The 26,123-nt window shown below is 69.6% G+C and carries 23 protein-coding genes; 14 read left to right on the top strand and 9 right to left on the bottom strand.

All coding sequences use genetic code 11. The features are described 5' to 3' along the window. Positions 1-52 precede the first annotated feature (52 nt). Complete coding sequence (locus tag QMO76_RS24135) at positions 53-1,342, top strand: glycosyltransferase family 87 protein (protein WP_306363605.1); 1,290 nt, start codon at positions 53-55, stop codon at positions 1,340-1,342. A 39-nt stretch (positions 1,343-1,381) separates the two neighbouring features. After that, positions 1,382-1,816: a peptide-methionine (R)-S-oxide reductase MsrB gene (msrB, locus tag QMO76_RS24140; RefSeq protein WP_306363606.1), complete on the top strand. Its 435-nt coding sequence runs from the start codon at positions 1,382-1,384 to the stop codon at positions 1,814-1,816. Between the two features lie 228 nt (positions 1,817-2,044). On the opposite strand, the gene hemQ is transcribed toward msrB, so the two are convergent. Beyond that, positions 2,045-2,740 (bottom strand): hydrogen peroxide-dependent heme synthase, encoded by a 696-nt coding sequence (gene hemQ / locus QMO76_RS24145; RefSeq protein ID WP_306363607.1) that lies wholly within the window; start codon positions 2,738-2,740, stop codon positions 2,045-2,047. Positions 2,741-3,189: 449 nt separating this feature from the next. Between hemQ and QMO76_RS24150 the strand changes: the two genes are divergently transcribed. Continuing rightward, positions 3,190-3,672 carry a cation:proton antiporter regulatory subunit gene (locus QMO76_RS24150; RefSeq protein ID WP_306363673.1) on the top strand — a complete coding sequence of 161 codons (483 nt, stop codon included), beginning with the start codon at positions 3,190-3,192 and terminating at the stop codon, positions 3,670-3,672. Positions 3,673-3,678: 6 nt separating this feature from the next. Continuing rightward, positions 3,679-4,905: a cation:proton antiporter gene (locus tag QMO76_RS24155; protein WP_306363608.1), complete on the top strand. Its 1,227-nt coding sequence runs from the start codon at positions 3,679-3,681 to the stop codon at positions 4,903-4,905. Between the two features lie 9 nt (positions 4,906-4,914). Here QMO76_RS24155 and QMO76_RS24160 read toward each other — a convergent pair whose 3' ends face one another. Further along, positions 4,915-6,585 carry a cation:proton antiporter gene (locus tag QMO76_RS24160; RefSeq protein ID WP_306363609.1) on the bottom strand — a complete coding sequence of 557 codons (1,671 nt, stop codon included), beginning with the start codon at positions 6,583-6,585 and terminating at the stop codon, positions 4,915-4,917. Then, positions 6,582-6,860 carry a hypothetical protein gene (locus QMO76_RS24165; protein WP_306363610.1) on the bottom strand — a complete coding sequence of 93 codons (279 nt, stop codon included), beginning with the start codon at positions 6,858-6,860 and terminating at the stop codon, positions 6,582-6,584. The genes QMO76_RS24160 and QMO76_RS24165 overlap by 4 nt, the downstream gene beginning before the upstream one ends. Positions 6,861-7,031: 171 nt before the next feature. Here QMO76_RS24165 and QMO76_RS24170 point away from each other — a divergent pair, with 171 nt between their 5' ends. The 3 genes from QMO76_RS24170 to QMO76_RS24180 all read left to right on the top strand — a co-directional run bounded on the left by QMO76_RS24170 (position 7,032) and on the right by QMO76_RS24180 (position 9,455). Beyond that, positions 7,032-8,042, top strand: coding sequence for a histidine kinase (locus QMO76_RS24170; RefSeq protein WP_306363611.1), 1,011 nt, complete (start codon positions 7,032-7,034; stop codon positions 8,040-8,042). Further along, on the top strand, positions 8,039-8,698 hold the full coding sequence (locus QMO76_RS24175; protein ID WP_306363612.1) for a response regulator transcription factor: 660 nt from the start codon (positions 8,039-8,041) through the stop codon (positions 8,696-8,698). Before QMO76_RS24170 ends, QMO76_RS24175 begins: the two co-directional genes overlap by 4 nt. A gap of 148 nt (positions 8,699-8,846) precedes the next feature. After that, positions 8,847-9,455 carry a class I SAM-dependent methyltransferase gene (locus tag QMO76_RS24180; RefSeq protein ID WP_306363613.1) on the top strand — a complete coding sequence of 203 codons (609 nt, stop codon included), beginning with the start codon at positions 8,847-8,849 and terminating at the stop codon, positions 9,453-9,455. A gap of 85 nt (positions 9,456-9,540) precedes the next feature. Here QMO76_RS24180 and QMO76_RS24185 read toward each other — a convergent pair whose 3' ends face one another. Both QMO76_RS24185 and hemE read right to left on the bottom strand, forming a co-directional pair. Further along, positions 9,541-10,896, bottom strand: coding sequence for a protoporphyrinogen oxidase (locus QMO76_RS24185; protein ID WP_306363614.1), 1,356 nt, complete (start codon positions 10,894-10,896; stop codon positions 9,541-9,543). Positions 10,897-11,243: 347 nt separating this feature from the next. Then, complete coding sequence (hemE, locus tag QMO76_RS24190) at positions 11,244-12,311, bottom strand: uroporphyrinogen decarboxylase (RefSeq protein ID WP_306363615.1); 1,068 nt, start codon at positions 12,309-12,311, stop codon at positions 11,244-11,246. A gap of 72 nt (positions 12,312-12,383) precedes the next feature. Here hemE and QMO76_RS24195 point away from each other — a divergent pair, with 72 nt between their 5' ends. Together QMO76_RS24195 and QMO76_RS24200 are read left to right on the top strand one after the other, a co-directional pair. Beyond that, positions 12,384-13,019 (top strand): DUF3000 domain-containing protein, encoded by a 636-nt coding sequence (locus QMO76_RS24195; protein WP_306363616.1) that lies wholly within the window; start codon positions 12,384-12,386, stop codon positions 13,017-13,019. Positions 13,020-13,210: 191 nt separating this feature from the next. Continuing rightward, positions 13,211-14,464, top strand: coding sequence for a ribonuclease D (locus QMO76_RS24200; protein ID WP_306363617.1), 1,254 nt, complete (start codon positions 13,211-13,213; stop codon positions 14,462-14,464). A gap of 42 nt (positions 14,465-14,506) precedes the next feature. Here QMO76_RS24200 and QMO76_RS24205 read toward each other — a convergent pair whose 3' ends face one another. Further along, a complete protein-coding gene (locus QMO76_RS24205) occupies positions 14,507-15,310 on the bottom strand; it encodes an enoyl-CoA hydratase (RefSeq protein ID WP_306363618.1) in 804 nt (267 codons plus the stop codon). 99 nt (positions 15,311-15,409) lie between these two features. After that, positions 15,410-17,350 (bottom strand): 1-deoxy-D-xylulose-5-phosphate synthase, encoded by a 1,941-nt coding sequence (gene dxs, locus QMO76_RS24210; protein WP_306363619.1) that lies wholly within the window; start codon positions 17,348-17,350, stop codon positions 15,410-15,412. Between the two features lie 233 nt (positions 17,351-17,583). Here dxs and glsA point away from each other — a divergent pair, with 233 nt between their 5' ends. From glsA to QMO76_RS35410, 3 genes are all read left to right on the top strand, one after another. Further along, on the top strand, positions 17,584-19,440 hold the full coding sequence (gene glsA, locus QMO76_RS24215; RefSeq protein WP_306363620.1) for a glutaminase A: 1,857 nt from the start codon (positions 17,584-17,586) through the stop codon (positions 19,438-19,440). Between the two features lie 337 nt (positions 19,441-19,777). Then, positions 19,778-20,458, top strand: coding sequence for an SIMPL domain-containing protein (locus QMO76_RS24220; protein ID WP_372342058.1), 681 nt, complete (start codon positions 19,778-19,780; stop codon positions 20,456-20,458). A 92-nt stretch (positions 20,459-20,550) separates the two neighbouring features. Continuing rightward, positions 20,551-20,910 (top strand): D-alanyl-D-alanine carboxypeptidase family protein, encoded by a 360-nt coding sequence (locus QMO76_RS35410; protein ID WP_372342063.1) that lies wholly within the window; start codon positions 20,551-20,553, stop codon positions 20,908-20,910. Positions 20,911-20,933: 23 nt separating this feature from the next. On the opposite strand, the gene QMO76_RS24225 is transcribed toward QMO76_RS35410, so the two are convergent. Continuing rightward, a complete protein-coding gene (locus QMO76_RS24225) occupies positions 20,934-22,499 on the bottom strand; it encodes a class I SAM-dependent RNA methyltransferase (RefSeq protein WP_372342059.1) in 1,566 nt (521 codons plus the stop codon). Positions 22,500-22,504: 5 nt separating this feature from the next. Continuing rightward, positions 22,505-24,496, bottom strand: a complete 1,992-nt coding sequence (locus QMO76_RS24230; protein ID WP_306363623.1) for an APC family permease — start codon at positions 24,494-24,496, stop codon at positions 22,505-22,507. A 209-nt stretch (positions 24,497-24,705) separates the two neighbouring features. On the opposite strand from QMO76_RS24230, the gene QMO76_RS24235 reads away from it, so the two are divergent. Both QMO76_RS24235 and QMO76_RS24240 read left to right on the top strand, forming a co-directional pair. Beyond that, the gene (locus tag QMO76_RS24235; RefSeq protein WP_306363624.1) at positions 24,706-25,371 is read left to right on the top strand and encodes a TrkA family potassium uptake protein; all 666 of its coding nucleotides are present in this window, start codon (positions 24,706-24,708) and stop codon (positions 25,369-25,371) included. A gap of 2 nt (positions 25,372-25,373) precedes the next feature. Further along, a complete protein-coding gene (locus tag QMO76_RS24240; protein ID WP_306363625.1) occupies positions 25,374-26,096 on the top strand; it encodes a TrkA family potassium uptake protein in 723 nt (240 codons plus the stop codon). The last annotated feature ends 27 nt before the right edge of the window (positions 26,097-26,123 follow it).

Below are 26,123 nucleotides of genomic sequence, written 5' to 3' on the forward strand. Positions count from 1 at the left end.
CTACGGCGGGTCCGCACACCCATGACGGTGTGTTCCGGTGTACCGTGCCCCAGTGTTCCTTCGCCAGCTCGAGCCCCGAACAGCTCGTACCACCGCCGAGGTGCTGAACTTCGCACTGTGGCCCTTCGCGATCCTGACCGTACTGAACCGAGTGTTCATCAAGGCCGTCAACGGATTCATCACCGACGACTTCAGGCCGGTCTACAACGCGTCGCTGGCGTTCTTGAACAACCAGCCGATCTACACCGCGAACTTCGACTCGACCGACCCGCACTACCTGTACCCGCCGAGCGGGACGCTGCTGATCGCGCCGCTGGCCATTCTCGATCCGGAGAAGTCGCGCTGGTGCTTCATCCTGCTCAACGCGGTCGCCATTCTGCTCGCCTGGTATCTGCTGCTGCGGCTGTTCAAGTTCACCCTCTCCTCGGTGGCCGCGCCCGCGCTGCTGCTGGCCATGTTCATGTCGGAGACCGTGATCAACACATTGGTCTTCACCAATGTGAACGGCTGTCTGCTGCTCGCCGAGGTGGTGTTCATACACCTGCTGCTGCAACGGCGAGATCTGTGGGCGGGAGCGGTCATGGGTCTGACCATCGCGGTGAAACCCACTCTGGCACCACTTCTTCTCATCGCGCTCATGCGCGGCCAGTGGAAGACGCTCATCACCGCGGTGGCGGTGCCCGCGGTGCTCAACGCGCTCGCTTGGCCGCTGATCGTGGATCCGATGGACTTCGTGACACGGACCGTGCCGTATCTCATGGAGACCCGCGACTACTTCAACAGCTCGATCGTCGGCAATGCCGCCTACTACGGCGTCGCGGACTGGCTCATCTGGATCATCCGCCTCACCATGTGCGTGCTGGTCGCGATCTCGCTGTGGCTGCTGTACCGCTACTACCGCGACGACGAGGTGTTCTTCATCTGCACCATGTCGGGCGTGCTGCTGATCGCATCCTGGCTGCTGCCCTCGCTGGGCCAGATGTACTACTCGATGATGGTGTTCCCGTTCCTGATGACCGTGGTGCTGCGCAATTCGGTGCTGCGCAACTGGCCCGCCTGGCTGGCCATCTTCGGTTTCATGACCTACGACAAATGGCTGTCGGACCGCTTCCAGAGCGCCGGACGCACCGTGGAGTACCTGCGCACCACCTTCGGCTGGGGATTGCTGCTCATCGTCGTGTTCTGCGTCCTCGGTGACCGGTACCTGGCCGCCAGGCGTGAGGGACGGCTACGGGTGGGCGTGACCCTCGATCCGCCCTGGATGCATCCGGAAGCCGCGGTGACACCCGAGCGGTTGAACGGGCGCGGCCGCGCGGCCGCCGTCGAAACCGCCAAGCAGTAGGACGCTGCGATCGCCGGAGCGACGTATTACGTTGGACTTATGAGTTCCGATGCTGATACCTCGCTTCCGGCACCGCGCATTCAGCTGACACCGCAGGAGTGGCGGGCCAAGCTCTCCCCCGAGGAGTACCGGGTCCTGCGGGAGGCCGGTACCGAACGGGCGTTCACCGGCGAGTACACCGACACCGAGACCGAGGGCATCTACTCGTGCCGGGCCTGCGGGGCCGAACTGTTCCGCAGCGGCGAGAAGTTCCACTCGCACTGCGGCTGGCCGTCGTTCTTCGATCCGGCGAACTCCGACGCGGTGATCCTGCGGCCGGACGATTCGCTGGGCATGCGCCGGGTGGAGGTGCTGTGCGCCAATTGCCACAGCCATCTGGGACATGTGTTCGAGGGCGAGGGCTATCCGACGCCCACCGACAAGCGCTATTGCATCAACTCGATCTCGCTGCGGCTGACGCCCGCCGAGCGGTAGCGCGGATCCGGGCGGAGAACGGCGAACGGACCCACGACACGTCGGTGTCACCGCCCACGCGACACCTCGGTGTTCGTGGTCCGATCGACTGAACGACAAGTCTGGCCGCGGTCGCACCCCTCGGACTCCGCGGACGTACAAGTCGCAGAAACCCTACGAACAGCACGGGATCACCCGCATGCCCCGAATTTCTGGGGCAGCAGGCTGGCTACCGGTCGGCTACCGCACTCAGGGCAGCGCGTTGACCAACTGCTCCACCTCGACGCGCGGACCGGTGAAGAACGGGATCTCCTCGCGGACGTGCAGGCGGGCCTCGGTGGCGCGCAGGTCGCGCATGAGGTCGACGATGCGGTGCAGTTCGGGGGCCTCGAAGGCCAGCAGCCACTCGTAGTCGCCGAGGGCGAAGGAGGCGACGGTATTGGCGCGCACATCCGGATAGCCGCGAGCGGCCTTGCCGTGATCGGCCAGCATCTTGCGACGCTCCTCGTCGGGGAGCAGGTACCACTCGTAGGAGCGGACGAACGGGTACACGCAGATGTACCTGCCCGGCTCCTCACCGGCGAGGAAGGCCGGGATGTGGCTCTTGTTGAACTCGGCCGGACGGTGCAGGGCGGCATTGCTCCACACCGGGGCGCTCGCGCGGCCCAGTTCGGTGGTGCGGCGGAAATCGGCGTAGGCCGCCTGCAACTCCTCGATCTGCTCGGCATGCCACCAGATCATGAAATCGGCGTCGGCGCGCATCCCGGCCACATCGTAGAGTCCACGCACCACCACCCCGCGCTCTTCCAGCGAATCGAAGAAAGCCTTCGCCTCTTTGACGATCGCCTCGCGCTCGTCCCCCAACGCCCCGGGTTCCACCTGGAACACCGAGAACATGAGGTAGCGGATGGTGTCGTTGAGGGCCTTGTAATCGAGTCGCGCCATACCCCCATCGTGCCATTCGCCCGGATCACTCCGGCGTGCCGGGCACGCTGTCGGAACGCGAGTTCGAACACGTCCACCACCGGCGAGATCTACCGCCACCGCCCCCGGCGGGCGCGGTGGCGACGACGGTCACGGGCGGCCACCGTCACCCATTCGACACTCACTGAATACCAATGGCTTTCGGCTCACGACGCCGACATCTGAGCACCGTGCGATTTGCCAGTGCGCCTCCTTTACGGAATCATTACAAGCCACGGTGAGCCGGGAAAACCGGCCGGCATGTGACTCCACGAGTCCGTTTCGTGCGAATCGAACCGAAAGGAGCCGCCCATGGCATTCACGCAGTCCGCGTATCCGATGCCGTGCCTCTCTCCCCGAGCCCTGTCGCGGTAGTCGAATACCGATTCACGACACCGCGCCCTCCGCCGCGGACGGTTAGGGTGGGGCGCGTGAACGTCGAAGTTACACAGCTGCCCGGAATCGGTGTGCGCAAGGAATTTCCGCTGTCGGGTAGCCGCCGCACCGTCGGAGTCATCGATCGCAAGGACGGCACGATCGACCTGATCGTCAGCAAGCCCGGCAACCCCGACGCGACCGACCAGATTCCGCTCACCACTCACGAGGCGAACGTGCTCGCCAACCTCCTGGGCGCCCCGCAGCTGGTCGCCCAATTGCAGGATGAGCACCGGGAATTCGGCGGCCTCACCACCCGGCAACTGCCGGTCCGCTCGGGGTCCCCCTATGACGGACATCTGCTCGGCGATACCCGGATGCGCACGCGCACCTCGGTGTCGATCGTCGCCGTGATGCGATCCGGCCACGCGATCCCCTCGCCCGGCCCCGAGTTCGTCTTCACCGAAGGCGATGTCCTGGTTGTTGTCGGCACGGCGGAGGGCCTAACGGCCGCCGCCAGAATCATGACGGATGGCTGAAAGTAGATGGTGGCACACGAAACCGCGCTCGCGCTGATACAGCTGGGCGCGGTCTTTTTCGGTCTGGGTCTGTTGGGGCGGGTCGCCGCGCGCATCGGTATGTCACCGATTCCGCTCTACCTGATCGGCGGCCTGGTGTTCGGCACGGGCGGCTTGGTCGAGCTGCATCACGTGGACGAGTTCATCCACCTGGCCAGCGAGATCGGCGTGGTGCTGCTGCTGTTGCTCCTCGGACTGGAGTACTCGGCGAAGGAACTCGTCACCGGATTGCGGAACTCGTGGGCGGCCGGTGTGCTCGACATCGTCCTGAACGCCACCCCGGGTGTGGTGGTGGCGCTCATGCTGGGCTGGGGCGTCACCGGCGCGGTGGCGATGGCGGGCGTCACCTACATCTCCTCGTCGGGGATCATCGCGAAGGTGCTGAGTGATCTCGGGCGTCTGGGCAACCGGGAGACCCCGACGATCCTGTCCATCCTGGTGTTCGAGGATCTGGTCATGGCCGGGTATCTGCCGGTGCTGACCGCGGTGCTGGCCGGGCTGGGATTCGCGGCCGGATTGCAGACCGTCGGCATCGCGCTCACGGCGGTCACCGTCGTCCTGGTGGTCGCGCTGCGCTACGGCAAATACGTGTCGATGCTCGTCGACAGCCAGGACCGCGAGAGCTTCCTGCTCAAACTCCTCGGATCCGCGCTGCTGGTCGCGGGTGTCGCCTCCGCGTTGCAGGTGTCGGCCGCCGTCGGCGCGTTCCTGCTCGGCATCGCCATCTCCGGATCGACGGCCCACACCGCCACCAAGGTGCTCGAACCGCTGCGCGACCTGTTCGCCGCGCTGTTCTTCGTGCTGTTCGGTCTCAGTACCGATCCGCGCAGCATTCCGCCGGTGCTGGGCTGGGCCATCGTGCTGGTGGTGGTGACCACCGCGACGAAACTCGCGACCGGCTGGTGGGCCGCCAAGCGCGCCGGGGCCTCCGAGTACGGTCGTGCCCGCGCGGGCACGGCGCTCATCGCCCGCGGTGAATTCTCGATCGTCATCGCGGGCCTGGCCGTCGGCGCCGGTGCGGTGCCCGGCGAATTCGCCGCGATGGCCACCACCTATGTACTGCTGATGGCCGTGCTGGGGCCGATCGCCGCCCGAGTGGTCGAGCCGCTGCTGCGGTGGAAGAACCGGCGGGGGCGGACAGCGCCGCCCGATCACGACGAGACGCTCGCGGGAGCCGAGGTCGCGAAGTCCTGAGGCGGTCGGTCACGCACCGCCGGAACCCCGCTGCTCGATATCGGAGGTGCCGAGGAGATCGGTGAATTCGGCAGCCGACGCCTCCGCCGCCATCGCGAACGGTTCGAGGACGATATCGATCTCGGCGGCGCGGAGTTGTTCGGCGTCACGCGCGGTGAACGCCGTCAGCGCGACCCTGCCGGAATACCGGTGTTGCCGGAGTGCGTGCAGGAGGGCTTGATTCGTTTCCACCGCCGGGATCGTGCTGATCACCGCGCGCGCGGTGGACAGCGGCAGGGTCTCGAGGAAGTGGGTGTCCTCGGCGCTGCCGAAGATCGCGGTGACACCGCGGGGCTGGGCGGCGGCGACCCGGCTGGGGTCATAGTCCACGGCGAGAACGCGGTATCCGGCGCCGCTCAGACTCCGTGCCACGTGACTGCCGAACCGGCCCAGGCCGTACAGGATGACCTCGGCGGTATCGGAGTCGGTTGCGACGGCCGCGGATTCGGCGACGCGGTCGCCGGTGCGGTCGAAGATCGTGAGGAATCGTCCGATCCGGCGGTAGATCTGATGCGAATACAGGATCAGGTAGGTAGACCCACCGATGGTCATCAGGCCGACCACGGTGATCAGGCTGACCGTGGCATTGGTGATATGTCCCAGGCTCAGTCCGAGCGCGGCGAGAATGAGGGAGAACTCGGAGATCTGGGCGACGGTGAGCCCGGCCAGGAAGCCGACCTTCACCGGATAGCGCATGAGCGCCATGATCACGATGACGATGAGTGGATTCCCGATCAGCACGAACAGTGAGAAGATGACCGCCTCGGCGATCTGCTGGCCGGCATGGGTGAATTCGAGCTTGGCGCCGAGCTCGAGGAAGAAGAACAGCAGCAGGAAGTCACGCAGGCTGACCAAGCGGGCGCCGAGCGCGTCACGGTACTCGGTACCGGCCAGCGACACCCCGGCGAGGAACGCGCCGACCTCGGAGCTGAAGCCGAGCCATTCGCTCAGCGCCGCCACCGATACCGCGTAGGACACTCCGAACAGCACCAGCAGTTCCTGCGAGCGCGCCATGCGGTGCATCAGCCACGGCATCGCCCGCATCACCAGCGCGACACCGGCCAGCAGCCCGATGCCCTTGCCCGCCACGGCCGTCATGTTCAGGGCGACATTGCCGCCGCTCTGCCGCCCCCACGCGGTGAGCCCGATCATGACCAGCACCACCACGATGTCCTGCACGATGAGGAAGCCGACCGCGATCCGGCCGTGCAGGTGATCGAGTTCGCGCTTGTCCGACAGCAGTTTGACGATGATGATCGTCGAGGAGAACGTCAGCGCGACCGCGACATACACGGCCGTCGTGGTGTCCATGCCGAGTGCGATGGCGATCAGATAGCCGATGATCGAGGTGAACAACACCTGCCCCAGCCCGGTGGCCAGCGCCACCGGGCCGGTATCGCGGATCATGTGCACATCCAGGCGTAGACCCACCAGGAACAGCAGGATCGCGATACCGAACCGGGCCAGCAGCTCGATGGTCCCCTCGGAGGTCACCCACCCGGTACCGACCGGTCCGACAAGAACACCGACGCCGATGAAGGCGACGATCATCGGCTGCCGCAGACGCGTGGCGAGCAGACCGACCACCGCCGCGATCGCGAGCACCGCCGCGATCATGGGAAAGCCGTTGAACTCCGTCACGCCGGACCGTGTCCACCGGTGAGTTCGTCGACGCGCCGTTCCAGCTCCGCCAGCCGATCCCGCAGCGGGGTGCTGTGCAGCAGCTCCGCCAGTCGGTCGGCCTCATCCGGCTCCAGGGTCAGGGTCTGCGACGGAGCATCGTGACCGACCGCGTGGTAGACAACGATCTGCCGGACACCGTCGGCCCGCACGACCAGCGCGAACCTCGAACCGTCGCGACTGCGGCAGTGGTGCAGCACCGCCCTGCCCGGTACGGTCGACAGATCGATCTCCATCCGCGACTCCATTTCTCCCGACCAACGCCTGCCACCCAGTCTTGACGGGGTGACGACGCCCGGCTATGGGCCGGAGCACCCAATTGTCGGGCGCGTCGCCCGGTCCCCGGAGCGTCGAATGGGGGCCGCGCCTCATGGACACCGATCCGCCCACCGGCCAGACTGGGGCTCATGAGCGGTCGTGCCGTCGCTGCCATCGGCCGGTGGGCACGCACACCGATTCCCGCCGGCGCGCTGTTCCGCCGCGTCGTCGTCATCAACGGCCTGGTGTTCACGCTCGGCACCCTGGTGCTCGCGCTGTCACCGGCCTCGGTGTCCTCGCGGGTGCGGCTCACCGAGGTCCCGGTGCTGGTCATCGGCCTCGCGGTCATCCTCGCCGCCAATGCCTTCCTACTGCGCTCCAGCCTGGCGCCCATCGACGAGCTCATCACCTCCATGCGCCGGGTGGACCCGCTGCGCGGCAGCACCCGCCTGCACGACCGAGGCAACGGCGACTGGAACCACCTCATCGACTCCTTCAACGCCATGGCCGAACGGCTCGAGACCGAACGCAGCGCCGCCAGCACCTCCGCCTTGGCCGCGCAGGAGAACGAACGCCAGCGCATCGCCCGCGAACTACACGACGAGATCGGCCAGAGCCTCACCGTCGCGCTGCTGCGGCTGCGCCGCACCCACGACCGGGCGCCGACCGAACTCCACGATGATCTGTACGAGGTCCAGGAGACCGTCCGCGCTTGCCTGGACGAGGTCCGCGGCATCGCCCGTCGACTGCGCTCCGACGTGCTCGAAGACCTCGGCCTGCCCAGTGCGCTGTCGGCCCTGTGCAACGAATTCGCCGCCACCGCGGGCATCACCGTCACCCGCGACATCGAACCCGATCTGGGCCGTCTGGACCCCGACACCGAACTGGTGTGCTACCGCATCGCCCAGGAGTGCCTCACCAATATCGCCCGCCACGCCGACGCCACCCAGGCCCGGCTGCTGCTGACCGCCGACGACCACACCCTGCTGTTGCGCATCCGCGACGACGGCACCGGCACGGTCACCCGGGAGGGCGCTGGCATTCGCGGTATGCGGGAGCGTGCCCTGCACGTCAACGCCACCCTCGTTATCGACGCCCGGCCAGGGCGCGGAACCGACGTCCATCTCTCCATTCCGACCGATCAGCGGAGGTCGTCGTGAACGCGCCCGCCCCGACCCGCATCCTGCTCGCCGACGACCACGCCCTGGTGCGCAGCGGGCTGCGACTCATCCTCGACGCCGAACCCGATCTGGCGGTCGTCGCCGAGGCCGCCAATGGCGCGGAGGCCGTGCGACAGCTCAGCGATACGGCGGTCGACCTCGCCATCCTCGATATCGCCATGCCCCGCATGACCGGATTGCAGGCCGCCCGAGAGATCAACCGCCAGTATCCGGACGTGCGCATCCTCATGCTGTCCATGCACGACAACGAGCAGTACTTCTTCGAATCCCTCAAGGCCGGAGCGTCCGGCTACGTCCTCAAATCCGTCGCCGACCGGGAACTGCTGGAAGCGTGCCGCGCCACCATGCGCGGCGAACCGTTCCTCTACCCCGGCGCGATCACCGCCCTCATCCGGGACTACCTGCAACGCGCCCACAATGGCGACAACCTGCCCGACACCATCCTCACCCCCCGCGAGGAGGAAGTGCTGAAACTCATCGCCGAAGGACACACCACTCGCGAAATCGCCGACGCCCTGGTCATCAGTGTCAAAACCGTCGACCGGCACCGCGCCAACATCCTGCACAAGCTGGGCCTGCGCGACCGGCTCGCGCTTACCCGATACGCCATCCGCGCCGGTCTCACCGAACCGTGACGGCACCACACCGGCCCGGAATGGGCTGGTCCGCGCGCCGGATCGGATACAGTGAAACCGGAGTGCCGGGAAGCCTGGTCGGCGTAGCAACACGAGATCGACTGTGTCGCAATGTCATCCGTCGTCGCAGGAATCCGGGAGCCAACTCGTGTCAGCCATCGAGCGCCTCTACACCCACTTCGAACACCCACGTGGGCCGATCGGGTCGCTCGCCGGGATGATGATGGCCCACCGCGGCCACAACATCAGACGCGGGCGGTGGGCGGTGGAACGCCTCGCACCCGCCGCCGGAGCCCGCGTGCTGGAACTCGGATACGGCCCGGGGGTCACCCTCGGCGAGGTCTGCCGCAGGATTCCGGACGGCGAGGTCATCGGCGTGGACACCTCGCCCGTGATGATGCGCCAGGCCACCCGCCGCAACCGGTCGTTCATCCGCAGCGGGCGGCTCGAAGTGCACCTCGGCGATGCGACCCGGCTCGACCCCGACGTGCGCGACTTCGACCTGGTCTACGGCATCAATGTCTGGCAGTACTGGACGGATCCGGTCGAGGTCGTCGAGGATCTGACCCGCCGACTTCGCCCGGACGGCAGACTGGCCCTGGTCTACATGCGCCCGCCCGGGTGCCGTCTCACGCATGGACAGGCCGCCACCCACCTCGTGGACCAGTTCACCGCCGCGGCGTTGACGCGCATCACCACCGAATGGATGCCGCATCGGCCGACCGCAGTCCTCGTCTCGGGCGTGGCCGTCCGCTGACGACCCCGCGTGCGGCGCGGTCGGGCGACTTCCGCACCGCGACACGGAATGCCGTCCGTCGCCGCGAGCGGCCGGGCACTCGGGACTATTCGTCGCCGACCAGATGCGCGGCGATACGGGTGGCGGCGGCGGTGCCGGAGGCGGCGCAGGCGGGGACTCCGACCCCGTCCAGGTAGGCGCCCGCCAGGGCCAGACCGGGCAGGTCGGCGAGGGTATCGCGCAGGGCGGCAATGCGTTCGGTGTGGCCGGGGCCGTACTGCGGGAGCCCACCGGGCCAGCGCTGCACGACCGCGGCGACGGGGCGGATCGGGGCGCCGGTGACGGTGGCGAGATCGTCGACGGCGGCCGCGACGAGGTCGTCATCCGACCAGGACAGCGGGGCGGCATCGCCGAACCGGCCGAAGGAGGCGCGGACCAGGGCCACCTCGCGGGCGGCCAGATGCGGCCACTTGCGACTGGAGAGAGTGAACGCTTTGGCGCGCAAGGGCTCTCCGGTGGCGACGAGAATGCCGGAGTTGTCGGGGAGGGGGGTGTCGCGCGGGAGGGCCAGCGCCACCACGGCGGAGGAGGCCAGTTCGATACCGGCGGCGAGATCGGCGGCGGCCGGTGCGACCTCGCGCAGCAGGTCGGCGGTGGCCGGGGCCGGGGCGGCCAGCACCACGGCGTCCACCGGGCCGACCGGATCCAGCCGCCAGCCCGCGCCGTCACGGGTGAGCCGGGTTGCGGCGGTAGCGGTTTCGACCTTGGCGTCGGCGGCGGCGCGTAGCGCGTCCAGCAGCACCCGGTAGCCGTCGCGGATGCCGCCGAAGACCGGCGTATCCGATTGCGGCGGAAGGGCCGTGCGCACCGCCTCGGTCAGGCTGGCCGACCCCGCGTCCAGCGCTGCGGCCAGGGTCGGCAGGGCGGCGCGCACTCCGATGGTGTCGGCGGTTCCGGCGTAGACCCCGCCCAGCAGCGGATCCACGCTGCGGCGCACCACCTGTTCGCCGAACCGCTGCGCCACCAGCGCGCCTACCGCGACATCCCCGCCGCGCTCCCACCGCAGCGGCCGTTCGGGTTCGGCCGCGATCCGCGCCATGGTCTCCGGATCCACCAGCCCCGCAACCGCTTCCGCCTCGGCGGGAATGCCCATGAGGGTGCGCTCGGGCAGCGGACGCGCGACCCCGCCGGACCAGATCAGCGGCCGCTTGCCCGCCGGGTGCACCAGCTGGTCGGCGATCCCCAATTCCCGCATCAATGCCGGGATCTCGGGCCGCCGCCCCACGAACGCCTCGGCCCCCAGATCCACCGGATCCCCCGCGATCTCGACGGTCCGCAGCGTCCCCCCGACCCGCTCGGCCCCCTCCACCAGCACCAGTTCGGCCCGCTCCCCCAGCGCCGCCCGCAACCGGTACGCCGCCACCAACCCGCTGATCCCGCCACCGACCACCGCGACCCGCATCGACCACTCCTCAGTCACCTCGGCATCGCCGCGCCCGCACACCCGGGCGAGACGACAGCGACCCCCATCCCACCGGCGAGCCGCTGTCCTTCGGAACCTACTCCCCCACCGGATGTGACCCACGCCCCCGTCCGCCGGAGGAGCCGCGCGTCGGGCTGTCGGAACGCACCGCTCGGCCGCGATTCACGTCCGACCCGGCCGCCGTCACGCTCGCGACGGGTCCGGCGGCGACGGGCTTCGACAGAGGTTCCGCGGCGAAGGCATCGAGCCACCGAGGCTCGGCACGAAGCCGAATACCCGGGTGCCGTGGAGTCCGAAGCCCGTTGGTGGCTGGTAGCGGTGGTGGGTCAGAGCGGGCTGGGCAGGCTGTGGATGAGTTCCACGGCGGCGGTGATGGCGCCGGGATCGGTGTCGGGGAGGACGCCGTGGCCGAGGTTGAAGATGTGGCCGGTGGCGCCGAGCGCGATGGCCTCGTCGGCCTCGTGGGCGATGCGGCGGATCTCGGATTCCACGGCCGCGGGTCCGGCGAAGAGGACCGCGGGATCGAGGTTGCCCTGGAGGGCCTTGCCGGGGCCGATGCGGCGGACGGCGTCGGTCAGGGGGACGCGCCAGTCGACGCCGACCACGTCCGCGCCCGCCTCGGCCATCGCGCCCAGCAGTTCGCCGGTGCCGACACCGAAATGGATTCGGGGGACGCCGTATTCGGCCAGCTCGGCGAAGACCCGCTCGGAGTGCGGTAGCACGAACTCGCGGTACTGCGCCAGCGGCAGCGCACCCGCCCAGGAGTCGAACAGCTGCATGGCATCCACGCCGGTGTCGAGCTGGGCGCGCAGGAATTCGATGGTGATGTCGGTGAGCACGCCCATGAGCTGGTGCCAGGCGTCCGGATCGGCGAGCATCATGGCCTTGGTGCGCTCGTGATGCTTGCTGGGACCGCCCTCGACCAGGTAGGACGCCAGGGTGAAGGGGGCACCGGCGAAACCGATGAGCGGGGTGTCGCCGAGTTCGTCGAGCAGCAGCCGGATACCGGCCGTGACGGCCCCGACCTCCTCGGCGCGCAGCCGCGGCAGCGCGCGGATATCGGCGAGGGTGCGCACCGGATTCGCGACCACTGGTCCGACACCGGCCACGATATCCAGGTCGATACCCGCGGCCTTGAGCGGAACCACGATGTCGGAGAACAGGATTGCCGCGTCCACCCGGTGGCGGCGGATGGGCTGCATCGTGATCTCGCACACGAGTTCCGGGTTGAAGCAGGATTCCAGCATGCCGATGCCGGCGCGCAGCTCCCGATACTCCGGCAGCGACCGTCCGGCCTGACGCATGAACCACACCGGACGCCGAAGCGGTGTCGCGCCGGTGGCGGCGGCGAGGAACGGGGCATCGGTCAGGCGGCGGCGCGTATGAGTGCTCATCACCGCTCATCGTAGAGGTGACCGGCGGCGCGCCTCCGACGACACCGGCCCCCGGAGGTTTACCTTTTGAGCGTGACACCGCTCGACTTCCGCGACGGCGCCGCACCGACCCCGGAACCCGATGAACCCGCCCGGTTCCGCGCCGCGGTCGAGGCGATGGGCACCGCAACCGTGCATCCCCGGATCGAGCTCGCACCGATCCGCCCGCCGCAGCGCCTGGCCCCCTACTCGTACGCCATCGGAGCGGAAGTCACGCACGGCGACACCAATGTGGTGCCCGTCGACTCCGACGGTGACGCCTTCGGCCGGCTCATCCTGCTGCACGATCCCGACGGGCAGGAGGCCTGGCACGGGGTGTTCCGGCTGGTCGCCTACATCCAGGCCGATATCGACGCCGCCCTGGCCGCCGATCCGCTGCTGCCGGAGGTGGCGTGGAGCTGGCTGGTGGACGCCCTGGAATCGCGGGCCCCGTTCACCGCGCTCGGCGGCACCGTGACCGCGACCAGTTCGGTGCGCTTCGGCGATATCGCCGGTCCGCCCCGCGCGCAGCAATTGGAGCTGCGAGCCTCCTGGACGGTCGGCGACACCCTGATGCGTCCGCATGTGGAGGCGTTCGGCGAGGTGCTCGCCTACGCCGCCGGGCTCCCGCCCGCGGGGGTGACGCGCCTCGAGGTACGGCCGGGCGGCGGAGACGACACACACCGGTAATCACTCCGCTATCACCCTCGTCACAGCGGGGACCGGCCGGTGTCCAGTCGGCTGGACATCAAACTTTCTGTACCGCAACGAAATCAGCGGCGGCCACGTACGATACCGATCAGTCCGGCGCAGTCTCCGCATCCGCCCGAATCCGAATGGGACGCGGACCCGGCCGCGCCCAACCCGTAGAGTTCAAGACCATGTCCGTACCAGACGATTCCGAAGCCACTGCCGCGGTCCCCCTGCTCGCGCCAGTGGACGGCGTACCACCGGTACTGGACACCGCCGCCGCGATAGCCGCCGCCGCCCGCAGCATCGCCGCCGGTTCCGGACCGCTCGCCGTGGACGCCGAACGCGCCTCCGGCTTCCGCTACTCCAGCCGCGCGTACCTCATCCAGCTGCGCCGCGCCGGATCGGGCACCTTCCTCATCGACCCGATTCCGGTCGATCAGGACCTGGAGCCGCTCGCCGCCGCCGTCAACGATCTGGAGTGGGTGCTGCACTCCGCCGACCAGGATCTGCCCGGACTGGCCGAACTCGGCCTGTACCCGGCCCGCCTGTTCGACACCGAGCTGGGCGGACGGTTGGCCGGATTCGAGCGCGTCGGCCTGGCCGCCATGGTGGAGCGGCTGCTCGGACGGGAGCTGCGCAAGGGTCACGGCGCGGCGGACTGGTCCACGCGGCCGCTGCCCGACGAATGGCTCAACTACGCGGCCCTCGATGTGGAACTGCTGCTGGAGCTGCGCGACGCGGTCGCCGCGGAACTCGATGAGCAGGGCAAATCCGGTTGGGCCGCGCAGGAATTCGAGCATGTGCGCACCGCCGAACCCGCACTGCCCAAGGCCGACCGCTGGCGGCGCACCTCCGGTATCCACACGCTGCGCCGCAGTCGCCAGCTCGCCATCGTCCGGGAGCTGTGGACCACCCGCGACAAGCTCGCACGCCTGCGCGATGTCGCTCCCGCCCGCATCCTGCCGGACTCGGCCATCATCGCCGCCGCGGCGAACGAGCCCAAGACCATCGCGCAGCTGCGCGCGCTGCCGATCTTCGGCGGCCCGCGGCAGCGGCGGTACTCGCGCGAATGGCTGGGCGCGGTGGAGCGGGCCCGCGCGCTGCCCGACAGCGACCTGCCGCCGCTGGCGCAGCCCTTCGACGGTCCCCCGCCGGTCAACCGGTGGGAGCGCCGCGACCCGGCCGCCGCCGCGCGACTGCAACGCGCCCGCGCCGCCATGACGGATCTGTCCGGTGAAGTGTCGATTCCGGTCGAGAATCTGCTCACCCCGGACCTGCTGCGCCGCATGTGCTGGGACGGCCTGCCGCGCACGGCCGCCAATGGCGACGGCGCGGCCGTGATCGACGACTACCTCAGTGCCGGAGGCGCGCGTCCGTGGCAGCGTGAACTCGCGGTGCCGAGGCTGGCGGCGGCGCTCTTCGCAACCGCGCAGGAGGTATGACCTCGGGTATGCGCCGCGTTTCGCGGCCGGACCCGCCGGTCGTCAGTCCTCGTAGACCGGTGGACGGCGATCCCTGCGGGCGCGCATGGCCTCGTCGAAGTTCTCGGTGGTGAGCCGCACGTAGAGCTGGGCCATGCCCTCCTGCTGCATATGCGATTCGAAGCTGCCCGCCTCCATGCCGCTCCACAGCATCCGTTTGGTGAGCTCGGTGCCGACGCGGCTGTAGCGCAGGATCTGCTCGGCCAGGTCGTAGCAGGTATCGAGCAGCTTCTCGGCGGGGACGACGCGGGAGACCAGGCCGATGCGTTCTGCTTCGGCGGCATCCACGTCGCGGCCGGAGAGCATGATGTCGAAGGCGCGGGAGGAGCCGACGGCGCGCGGCAGCAGATAGCTGAAGCCGAGCTCGGCCGAGGTCAGGCCGTTATTGATGCCCGCCGCCCGGAAGTAGGCGTCCTCGGCGGCAATGCGGATATCCGCGCCCACGCTGAGGCAGAACCCGCCGCCGACGGCCGCGCCGTTGACGGCGGCGATCACCGGCTGGTGCATGCGACGCAGCGCCAGCATGACGTCGTTGAACAGGTCCATGGAGCGCCGGGCGATGCTGGTCCGGGTGAGCCCCGCGACGCCGGGCACGCTGCCGGAGTGCTGGAGGTCGGCCCCCGAACAGAAGCCCTCCCCGGCCCCGGTGAGCACCACCGCGCGCACCTCGTTGTCGGCGGCGACGGCGTGCAGGGTCTCCCGCAGCGGCACCATGACGTCGAAGGCCATGGCGTTCATGCGCTCGGGGCGGTTGAGCGTGATGAGCGCGACCTGCGGACGCGGCTTCTCGACGAGCACGAAGGACATGCGAACTCCTGAACCGGCTGTTCCCGATAAAACTGTAACCGGTTCTAGAATCTACGCGAGCGGTCGCGCCCCGCACCCGGAATCGCGCGGACGCGAGTCCTACGAGACGGCCTGCTCCTCCACCACGTCCACGTCCACGGTCGGCGCGCCACCGCGCAGCCAGGCGGTCACCCGCTGCGCCACGTCGGGCGGGGTGAGCCCGAGCTCCTGGCGCAGCTGCGCGATGGAGGCGTGATCCAGGAAGCGTTGCGGCACACCGATCTCCCGGGTCGGCACGTCCAGCCCGGCCCCGCGAATCCGCGCCGAGACCGAGGAGCCGATGCCGCCGTGCAGACCGCTGTCCTCGAGCGTGACCACCATGCGGTAGTGCTCGGCCAGTTTCACGATGCCCTCGTTGACCGGCAGCACCCAGCGCGGATCGATGACGGTGACCGAAATCCCCTCCGCCTCCAGCAGTTCCGCGGTGCGCATGGCCAGTTCGGCGAAGCAGCCGACACCGACCAGCAGCACATCGCCGTGCACCGACCGCACCGAGTCGCGGCCATCGGGCAGGTGCAGCACATCGATGCCGTCGTGCCGCTCGATGGCCGAGATCTCCTCGCACACCGTGCCCTTCGGGAAGCGGATGGCGGTCGGGCCGTCGCTGATCAGCAGCGCCTCGCCCAGCTCCTCGCGCAGCGTGGCCGCGTCGCGCGGGGCCGCTACCCGCATGCCGGGCACGATGCCCAGCACCGACATATCCCACATGCCATTGTGCGAGGCGCCGTCGTCGCCGGTGAGGCCCGCGCGGTCGAGTACCAGCGTCACCGGCAGCTTCAGCAGCGCCACATCCATGAGCAGCTGGTCGAAGGCGCGGTTGAGGAAGGTCGAGTAGATGGCGACCACCGGATGCATGCCGCCCAGCGCCAGCCCGGCCGCCGAGGCCACACCGTGCTGTTCGGCGATGCCGACGTCGAACATGCGCTCGGGGAAGCGGTTCCCGAACGCGCTCAGCCCGGTCGGTCCGGGCATGGCGGCGGTGATGGCCACGATGTCGTCGCGCTGCTCGGCCTGCGCGATGAGCTCCTCGGAGAACACCGAGGTCCAGCTCTGCGCGCCGGACTTGCCGACCGGCTCGCCGGTCTCCGGATCGATGCGGCCCACGGCATGCATCTGGTCGGCCACATGGTCCTCGGCCGGTTTGAACCCGCGCCCCTTCTGGGTGACCACGTGCACCACCACCGGGCCGCCGAAGTCCTTGGCCCGCCGCAGCGCCGCTTCGAGCGCCACCGGATCGTGCCCGTCCACCGGACCCACGTACTTCAGGCCGAGGTCGCCGAACAGCTCCTGCGGCGCGACCGCGTCCTTGATGCCGGTCTTGAGGGCGTGCAACATCGAGTACGCCGGTTCCCCCACCCGGGGAATGGACTGCACGATGCGCTTGGTGGCGTCGAGGGCGTGCTCGTAGGCGGGCTGCATACGCAGCGCGGTGAGCCGGTCGGCCAGACCGCCGATGGTCGGCGCGTAGGAGCGACCGTTGTCGTTCACCACGATGACGACCGAGCGGTCCTGTCCGGCGGCGATATTGTTCAGCGCCTCCCAGCACATGCCGCCGGTGAGCGCGCCGTCGCCGACCATCGCGACCACATGCCGCTTCTGCCGGGTCAGCGCGAAAGCCTTGGCCAGCCCGTCGGCATAGGACAGCGCGGCCGAGGCGTGCGAGGACTCCACCCAGTCGTGCTCGCTCTCGGCGCGGCACGGGTAGCCGGACAGACCGCCCTGCTTGCGCAGCGTGTCGAACCCGTCCCGGCGGCCGGTCAGGATCTTGTGCACGTACGCCTGGTGGCCGGTGTCGAAGATGATCGGGTCGGCGGGCGAGTCGAAGATGCGGTGCAGCGCGATGGTCAGCTCCACGACGCCGAGGTTCGGCCCCAGGTGACCGCCCGTCGCGGCGACCTTCCGCACCAGGAACTCGCGAATCTCCTCGGCCAACTCGCCCAGCTCCGGTACCGACAGCCGACGCAGGTCCTCGGGCGTATCGACCCGGGAAAGCACTCCCACGGCTATTGCTCCCTCCGGAAAACTCCTGTGTTTGCCACAGTCTACGGAGCCCCTACCGGCCCCCGATGCCGGGAATGAAACCCCACCTGCGACATCGGCTTCGAATGTGAGGTTACACACGATACTCGGTTTCGCGCGGGCGGTCGGCCGGGTCGGAGCGGACAACGGGCGGCGGTGGGGCACGCCTGTTCGACCTCCCCGAATCCGGTGCGGCCCGTGGCTAGAGTGAATCGGTGGCCGCACCGCCTGCCGACCCCGCACTGTCCCCGGACGGTGTGGTCGGCCGCATCGTCGACGAGGTGTACCGGCTCTGCCGCACCGACGGCTCCGGCGCGCTCGCCGACTACATTCCGGAACTGGCCGCGGTGCAACCGGATTCGTTCGGCGTCTGCCTGGCCACCGCGGACGGTCGGGTGTACGGCAGCGGGGACCTGGACACCCGTTTCACCATTCAGTCGATCTCCAAGCCGTTCACCTACGCGCTGGCGCTGGCCGACCGCGGTCCGGCGGCGGTGGCCGAACGCATCGACGTGGAGCCGAGCGGGGAACCGTTCTCCGAGATCAGTCTCGACCCCGGCACCCAGCGGCCGCGCAATCCGATGATCAACGCGGGCGCGATAGCGGCGGCCGCCCTGATCACCGGCCGCGACGCCGCCGACCGGTTCGAACGCGTCCGGCGCAGCTACAGCCGCTTCGCCGGACGTGATCTCCGGCTCGACGAGGCGGTGTACGCCTCCGAGGCGCGCACCGGATACCGCAATCGGGCCATCGGCTATCTGCTGCGCGGCGCGGGCATCATCGACGGCGATCCGGACGAGGCGGTGGACCGCTACTTCCGGCAGTGCTCGATCGACATCACCTGCCGCGACCTGGCCCTGATGGCGGCCACACTGGCCAACAACGGGGTGCAGCCGCTGACCCGCGAGCGGGCGCTCACCGCGCCGCTGGTGCGGCAGGTGCTCAGCGTCATGACCACCTGCGGCATGTACGACGCCGCCGGAGACTGGGTGACCACCGTGGGTCTGCCCGCGAAAAGCGGTGTGGGCGGCGGCATTCTGGCGGTACTGCCCGGACAGCTCGGCATCGCCGTGTACTCGCCGCGGCTGGACGCGCACGGCAGCAGCGTGCGCGGGGTGCGGGCGTGCCGGGAGCTGTCGGACCGGCTCGGCCTGCACTTCCTGCACGTGACCCGGGCCGCGCACACCGCCATCCGGGCGGCCTACTCGGTGGCGGAGGCGCCGTCGCGGCTGCGCCGCGACGGCGCGGAACTGGCGGTGCTGGAACGCTTCGGTGACCGGGCGCGCATTGTCGAACTGCACGGTGACCTGCTGTTCGCGGGTGCGGAGTCGGCGGTGCGGGCGGTGGAGAAGTTCCCCGGCGAATTGGACGCGCTGGCGCTCGACGTGCGCGAGGTGGGCGACGTGAGCGCCATCGCCGTGCGCATGCTGGAGGAGCTGCGCACCGAACTGGCCGCCACCGGCTGCCGGGTCGCGCTGGTGGACCCGGACGCCAAACTCGGTCAGCTGGAGTCGAGTCTCGATCCCGACGATCCGCACGGGCGGGTGTTCATCGACCGGGACACCGCGGCGGAATGGTGCGAACAGGTCGTACTCGACCGCCACGGACCGCCCGCCAACCGTGCGGCCGTGCCGCTGGAGCACCATCCCGCACTGGCCGGGCTGCCCGAGCACCAACGGCGTTCGCTGGCAGTCGAATTCACCGTGCGGACGCTGGCGCGCGGCGAGACCATCGTGGCCAAGGGCAGCCCGCGCTCGGGCCTGTACCTCATTCTCGACGGCCGGGTGCGGATCGGGTTCACCGGCCGCGACGGCCGCCGCCACCGCCTCGTCACCCTCACGGCCGGGATGTCGTTCGGCGAGATCGCCCTGATCCTCGACCAACCGTTCCCCAACGACATCCTCGCCGAGACGACCGTCAGCCTGGCGGTGCTCACACCCGACCGCTTCGACACCCTCACCCAGCAGGCCCCGGCACTCAAGGTCGCCCTGCTCGAACGCCTGGCCGCCGCCGCGTACGGCCAGGCCGACGCGGCGGTGCGCGCCCTGGCCGCCCACGGCGGGGTGTACTGAATTCGACTCATCGCCGCCACCCGGGCGCACCGCAGGGGTCCGCCCGCGTGGTCTCCCACGCGCGACGACGGCGACCATGCCCATGGCTCGCCGTGGCCAGAATCGTCACACCCGGAACCTCCGTACGAATGTCTACCGATACCGCTGTGCCGTGTCGCCCGCGCCGACGGTCGAGACGACCTGTAGCCGGACTCGCGCACCCGGTCGTTGCCGCCGTTCCCGCCGGGTCGCGGCGACTCGAGCACCGCACACCACGACGCGGCGGCTCGGGCGCTGTCGCGGCCGCGGCGTCGGTAGCATCGGCCGTGACCCGTCCGCCCAGCCAGGAGGAATGCCCGTGACCAGCATCGAGACCGGCACCGTCACCACCTTCGGCAGCGGGGCGGCCCGCGCCACGCCGGATCTCATGCGGGTCACCATCTCCATCGAGTCGCGGGCGGAGACGGTGTCGGCGGCGTACGCCCGCGCCGGGGAGCGCAGTGACGCGGTGGTCGCCAGCCTGCGCGGGGACGGGGTGCGGTCCGCCGATATCGCCACCAGCGGGCTGTCGGTGCGCACCGACACCGTGTGGGCGGAGGATCGCGAACGCATTACCGGCTACATCGCCACCACCGCGCTGACCGTGGCACTCCGCGATGTCGGTTCCTCCGGTGCCGCAACGGAATCCGGCACTCCCCCGGCCACCGTCATCGCGCACGCCGTGGACGCGGGCGGCGACGACGTCCGCCTCGGCGGCCTGAACCTCACCGTCGCCGACGAGGAGGCGCTGCTGGAGCGGGCGCGCGACGCCGCCTGGGACAATGCCCTCGCCAAGGCCACCCGGTACGCCACCCGCGCCGGCCGCACCCTGGGACCGGTGCTGGAGATCACCGAGAACACCTCGATGCCGACCCCGGTCCCCCGCGCCTACGCCGTCGCCGCCAAATCCGCCGGCATGGGCGGAGCCCCGGAGATCCCCGTCGCACTCGGCGAGAGCGAACTGTCCGCGAGCCTGCGCGTCACGTGGCAGCTGAGCTGAACCACGGGGGCACGTGATCCCGGCCGCTGTGCTCGCGCGAGTCGCGCGCGGACGCCGCGGCCACCGATGCCGCCGCCGACGGGGTCACCTTCATCGTCAACAGCGGCTGGCGCTCCCCGGACCACCAGAATCGCCTGCTACGCCAGGCGGTCGCGAAGTACGGTTCGCGAGCGGCGGCCGCCCGCTGGGTCGCCACCGCGGAAACGTCGGCTCACGTGTCGGGCGACGCCGTCGACCTCGCCTCGGATGCCGCGAAATGGCTGGCGGCTCACGGTGCCGGCTACGGCCTGTGCCAGATCTACGCCAACGAGCCCTGGCACGTCGATCGCCTCGGGGCGCAGTTCGTAGTGCGGTGGCTGCGTGCCCATGTATCCCGACCCCGCCCACGATCCGAGGATGTGGCGTTGCACGAACCCGGACCGGCACGGTCCGCGAATCGCGTCCGGCCGTGACCGGTCACGAGCGAGGTCGTGGCTCACAGTTCCAGCAGCGCGAGGCATTCCACGTGGTGAGTGCCGGGGAAGGCGTCGAAGGCGCGCAACTCGGTCACCATGTATCCCGCGTCCCGGTAGAGGCCGATGTCACGGGCGAAAGCGGCCGGATCACAGCCGATGTGCACGATGCGGCGCGGTGACCGCGCGGCGAGCGCCGCGACCACCTCTCTGCCCGCACCCGCCCGGGGCGGATCGAGCACCACGACTTCCGGTGTGGCCGCGGGCTGTTCGGCAATCCAGCGCTCGACCCGCTCGGCGCGCAGCTCCACCCACGGCAGGTCGGCCAGCGACGCGGTGCCGTCGGCGACGGCCGTCCGCGCGAACTCGACACCCGACACCGCGCCGGTGGCGCCGACCTGCTCGGCCACTCGCGCCGCGAAAACACCGACCCCGCAGTACAGATCCCAGGCCGATGCACCGGGAGAGGCGTACGCCCAGTCGGCCACCACGTCCGAATAGCACTGCGCCGCACCGATATGCGGCTGCCAGAACCCGGTGGCCGACAGCTCCCAACGCCGACCCGCCACATATTGGACGGCCCGGCCGGTGCCCTCGATCACGGTCTCGGCACGCGGGGCATGCGCCGCCGCCCGCCGCGCCGCGGCACCCCGGCGATCATCGTTCGACCAGCCCCGGCGAGCCGCGTCCGCGCCACCGCGTCGGCCACCGTCACGGCCCCGCGCACCTCGGCCGCCGCGACCACCCCGCGACCCCTGGCCGGTTCGGCGATCGCCGCGCCCGACGTGACGACCCGCCGCCTGCCCGCCCTCGGGCGGAGCCAGTTCGACGATATGGCGCTGCCCGTCCCCGTCCACCGCTACGACGAGATCCGCCCCGGGCGTCCAGGTGCGCTCGGCTATACCCGCCATCGCACCGGCCACCGGCTGCGGACACCGCAGGTCGGGAATCACCTCCACCCCGCGATAACGGTGCACCCCGGCCCGCCCCTCGGCGTCGACGGCCAACCGCACGCGACCGCGCCAGCCTCGGCTCGGTTCCGCGTCCCCGGAGGCACGACCGCCGGGTTGCCGCCCAGCCGTTCCCGGCCGTGCGGCGGCTCCCGACCCGACCAGGCCGGGCACCGTCCCGGAGTCGCCGGTGCCGTCCTTCGGCGTCGGCACGGTGTTCGGCCCCGGCGGGTTCGAGGTCGCTGTCCGGTGCGGCGGGCCGAGGTCCACCGGGATCGGCTCGACGACGATCTCGGTCTCCCATCCGGCCAGCCGCCGCAGTTGCTCGGCGACCACCATCGCCTTCAGAGCGCGCTGCGCCTCGGGGGTGACGTAGGAGAAGTCACAGCAGCCCGCGCCGCCGATGCCGGAGACCGGGCACAGGGCGGGGATTCGGTCCGGTGACGGTTCCAGGATCTCGAATGCTTCGGCGCGGCAGAAGGATCCGCCGCGATCCTCGGTCACCCGGGCGCGGACCAGTTCGCCGGGCAGGCCGTGCCGGACGAACAGCACCCGCCCCTCGTGCCGGGCCACGCAGAATCCGCCGTGTCCGGGTGCGCCGAGGCGCAGTTCGAGTTCGGCTCCGTGCCAGTCACCCACGTCGGTCACCTACGCCCGTCACCGAATCCACGCCGGATCGCGCCCGGTGCGTTGACCTCGCCCCCGCGGCGGGCCTTGGTCGAGGAGCTGAGCTGCCAGGGCACGCTGGTCACCATGACGCCGGGCTCGAACAGCAGGCGGCCCTTGAGCCGCAGCGCGCTCTGATTGTGCAGCAGCTGTTCCCACCAGCGGCCCACCACGTATTCGGGGATGAACACGGTGACCACGTCGCGCGGGGAATCCTTGCGCAGCCGCTTCACGTAGTCCACCACCGGCTTGGTGATCTCCCGATACGGCGATTCGATCACCTTGAGCGGCACCGAGATATCGCTGCGCTCCCATTCCCGTACCAGTGCGCGGGTGTCGGGTTCGTCGACGTTCACGGTGATGGCCTCGAGAGTGTCGGGCCGGGTGGCGCGGGCGTAGGCGATGGCGCGCTTGGTCGGCAGATGCAGTTTGGACACCAGCACGATGGAGTGGGTGCGGCTGGGCAGCACCCCGTCCCATTCGGTCTCGTCCAGTTCGCGCGCGACCGTATCGTAGTGGCGGCGAATGAGTTTCATGAGCCCGAAGATGGACGCCATGGTGGCGATGGCGATCCACGCCCCGGCCAGGAACTTGGTGACCAGCACGATGATCAGCACCGCCGCGGTCATGGTGAGGCCGATGGCGTTGATCACCCGCGACCGTTTCATCCGCGCCCGCTGTTCCGGATCGGTCTCGGTGCGCAGCAGCCGCGTCCAGTGCCGCAGCATGCCGGTCTGGCTCAGTACGAACGAGACGAACACCCCGACGATGTAGAGCTGAATGAGGTGCGTCACCTCCGCGCCGAAGAGCACCACGAAGGCGATGGCCCCGCCCGCCAGGAAGATGATGCCGTTGCTGAAGGCCAGCCGGTCGCCGCGGGTGTGCAGCTGCCGGGGCAGGAACCGGTCCTGGGCCAGCACCGACGCCAGCACCGGGAATCCGTTGAAGGCGGTATTGGCCGCCAGCACCAGGATCAGCGCGGTGACGATGGTGATGAAGTAGAATCCGATCGGGAATTCGGAGAACACCGCGTGCGCCAACTGCGCGATCAGGGTCTTCTGCTCGTAATCCGCCGGTGCGCCGACCAGATCCTCGACGTTCTCGGCGTACACGATGCCGACCCGCTGGGCCAGCACGATCATGCTCATGAACAGTGTGATGGCGATGACACCGAGCAGCAGCAGGGTGGTGGCCGCATTGCGGGACTTGGGTTTCCGGAAGGCGGGCACCCCGTTGCTGATCGCCTCCACACCGGTCAGCGCCGCACAGCCGGAGGAGAAGGCGCGGGCGACGAGGAACACCAGCGCGATGCCGAGCAGGTGATCCTCGTCGGATTGCAGCTCGAACCCGTAGGACTCGGCGTGCACGGACTCACCCAGCACGTCGGTGCGGAAGAATCCCCAGATCAGCATGATGAACATGCCGAACATGAAGGCGTAGGTGGGGACAGCGAACATGGTGCCGGATTCGCGCACCCCGCGCAGGTTCACGGCGGTCAGCAATGCGATGGCCACCACCGCGAACAACACCTTGTGCGTCGCCACGAACGGCACCGCCGAGCCGATGTTGGAGGCCGCCGAGGAGATCGACACCGCCACCGTGAGCACGTAGTCGACCAGCAGCGCGCTGCCGACGGTGAGGCCCGCGGTGGGACCGAGGTTCTTGGTCGCCACCTCGTAGTCGCCGCCGCCGGACGGGTAGGCGTGCACGTTCTGCCGGTAGCTGGCCACCACGACGGCCATCACCACGGCCACCGCGATACCGATCCACGGCGCGTACACGTACGCGGACAACCCGGCCACCGAGAGCACCAGGAAGATCTCCTCCGGCGCGTACGCCACCGACGACAGCGCATCGGAGGCGAACACCGGCAGCGCGACCCGCTTGGGTAGCAGCGTGTGCCCCAGGGAGTCACTACGGAAGGGGCGGCCCACCACCATGCGTTTGGCGGCCGTCGTCAACTTCGACACTCGAGGCAGCATAAGGGAGTCCAGGGCATGCGCTATTCGCGGCGCGGCCGGGCGGCCGATATGCACCTCTTCGATGTGAGAAATTCTCGTTCCGGTTTGAAAGCATTCAGGAGGGGGAACGTGCCCTCGGAGGAACATGGGCGGTACGGTTGCCCCCCGGACAAGCAACCAGACCGCACACCACGGTTTTCGGGAATGGGGTTCGAACGGTGTACGTAGTGATCATGGGGTGCGGGCGAGTGGGTTCCTCGCTCGCGCGGGCCCTGGTCCGGATAGGTCACGAGGTCGCGGTGATCGACCAGAACTCGAGCGCCTTCCTGCGACTGGGCCGTGATTTCCCCGGAATGTGCGTCACCGGTGTCGGATTTGACCGAGATGTCCTGACTCGGGCGGGAATCGAACGCGCGGGCGCATTCGCCGCCGTATCCTCCGGCGACAACTCCAACATCATCTCGGCGCGGGTCGCGCGCGAAACCTTCGCCGTGGAGCGTGTGGTCGCCCGCATCTACGACGCCAAACGCGCCGCCGTCTACGAGCGGCTGGGCATCCCCACCATCGCCACCGTGCCCTGGACCACCGACCGCTTCCTGCGCACCCTCGTCTCCGACCAGGCCACCACCTCCTGGCGCGACCCCACGGGCACCGTCGCGGTCACCGAACTCACCCTGCACGAGGACTGGTACGGCCGCACCGTCACCGATCTGGAGAGCACGATCGGCGCGCGCGTCGCGTTCATCATCCGCTTCGGGCAGGGCATCCTGCCGACCGGCAAAACCGTGCTGCAAGCCGACGACGCCGTCTACATCGCCGCGACCTCGGGCACCGTCGGCGAGGCCGTCGCCCTGGCCACCACCGCACCCGCCCACGAGGACTGATCATGAAGGTAGCCATTGCCGGGGCCGGAGCCGTCGGCCGCAGCATCGCCCAGGAACTGCTGCGCGGCGGCCACGAGGTGATGCTGCTGGAACGCCGCCTCGACCACATCGACCCCACCGTCGCCCCCACCGCCGTCTGGGTGCACGCCGACGCGTGCGAACTGGAACTGCTCGAGGAAGCGGATCTGGAGACCTACGAGGTGGTCATCGCCGCCACCGGCGACGACAAGGTGAACCTGGTGTTCAGCCTGCTCGCCAAGACCGAGTTCGGGGTGCGCCGGGTGGTGGCGCGCGTCAACGACCCGCGCAACGAGTGGCTGTTCGATACGTCCTGGGGAGTGGACGTGGCCGTCTCGACACCGCGCCTGCTGGCCTCCCTGGTGGAGGAGGCGGTATCGGTGGGCGATCTGGTGCGGCTGATGACCCTGCGCCAGGGTCAGGCCAATCTGGTGGAGATCACACTGCCGACCGATACGCCACTGGCGGGCAAGGCCGTTCGCACCCTCGCCATCCCCCGCGACGTCGCGCTGGTGACCATTCTGCGCGGCGGCCGGGTGATCGTGCCGCAGGGCGACGACCCGCTCGAGGGGGAGGACGAACTGCTGTTCGTCACCTCCGTGGAAGCCGAGGACGAGCTACGGAAGGCCCTCGGCGTCAACGGTTTCGGCACCGGCACGGCCGCGACCCCGGCGGAGTTCTCCACCGGAGCCGATTTCGCCTCCTGACCCGCCCCGGACCCGCCGGCCCATCCG

Origin of the sequence: Nocardia sp. CC227C, assembly GCF_030767025.1 — a bacterium.
Lineage (GTDB): Bacteria > Actinomycetota > Actinomycetes > Mycobacteriales > Mycobacteriaceae > Nocardia.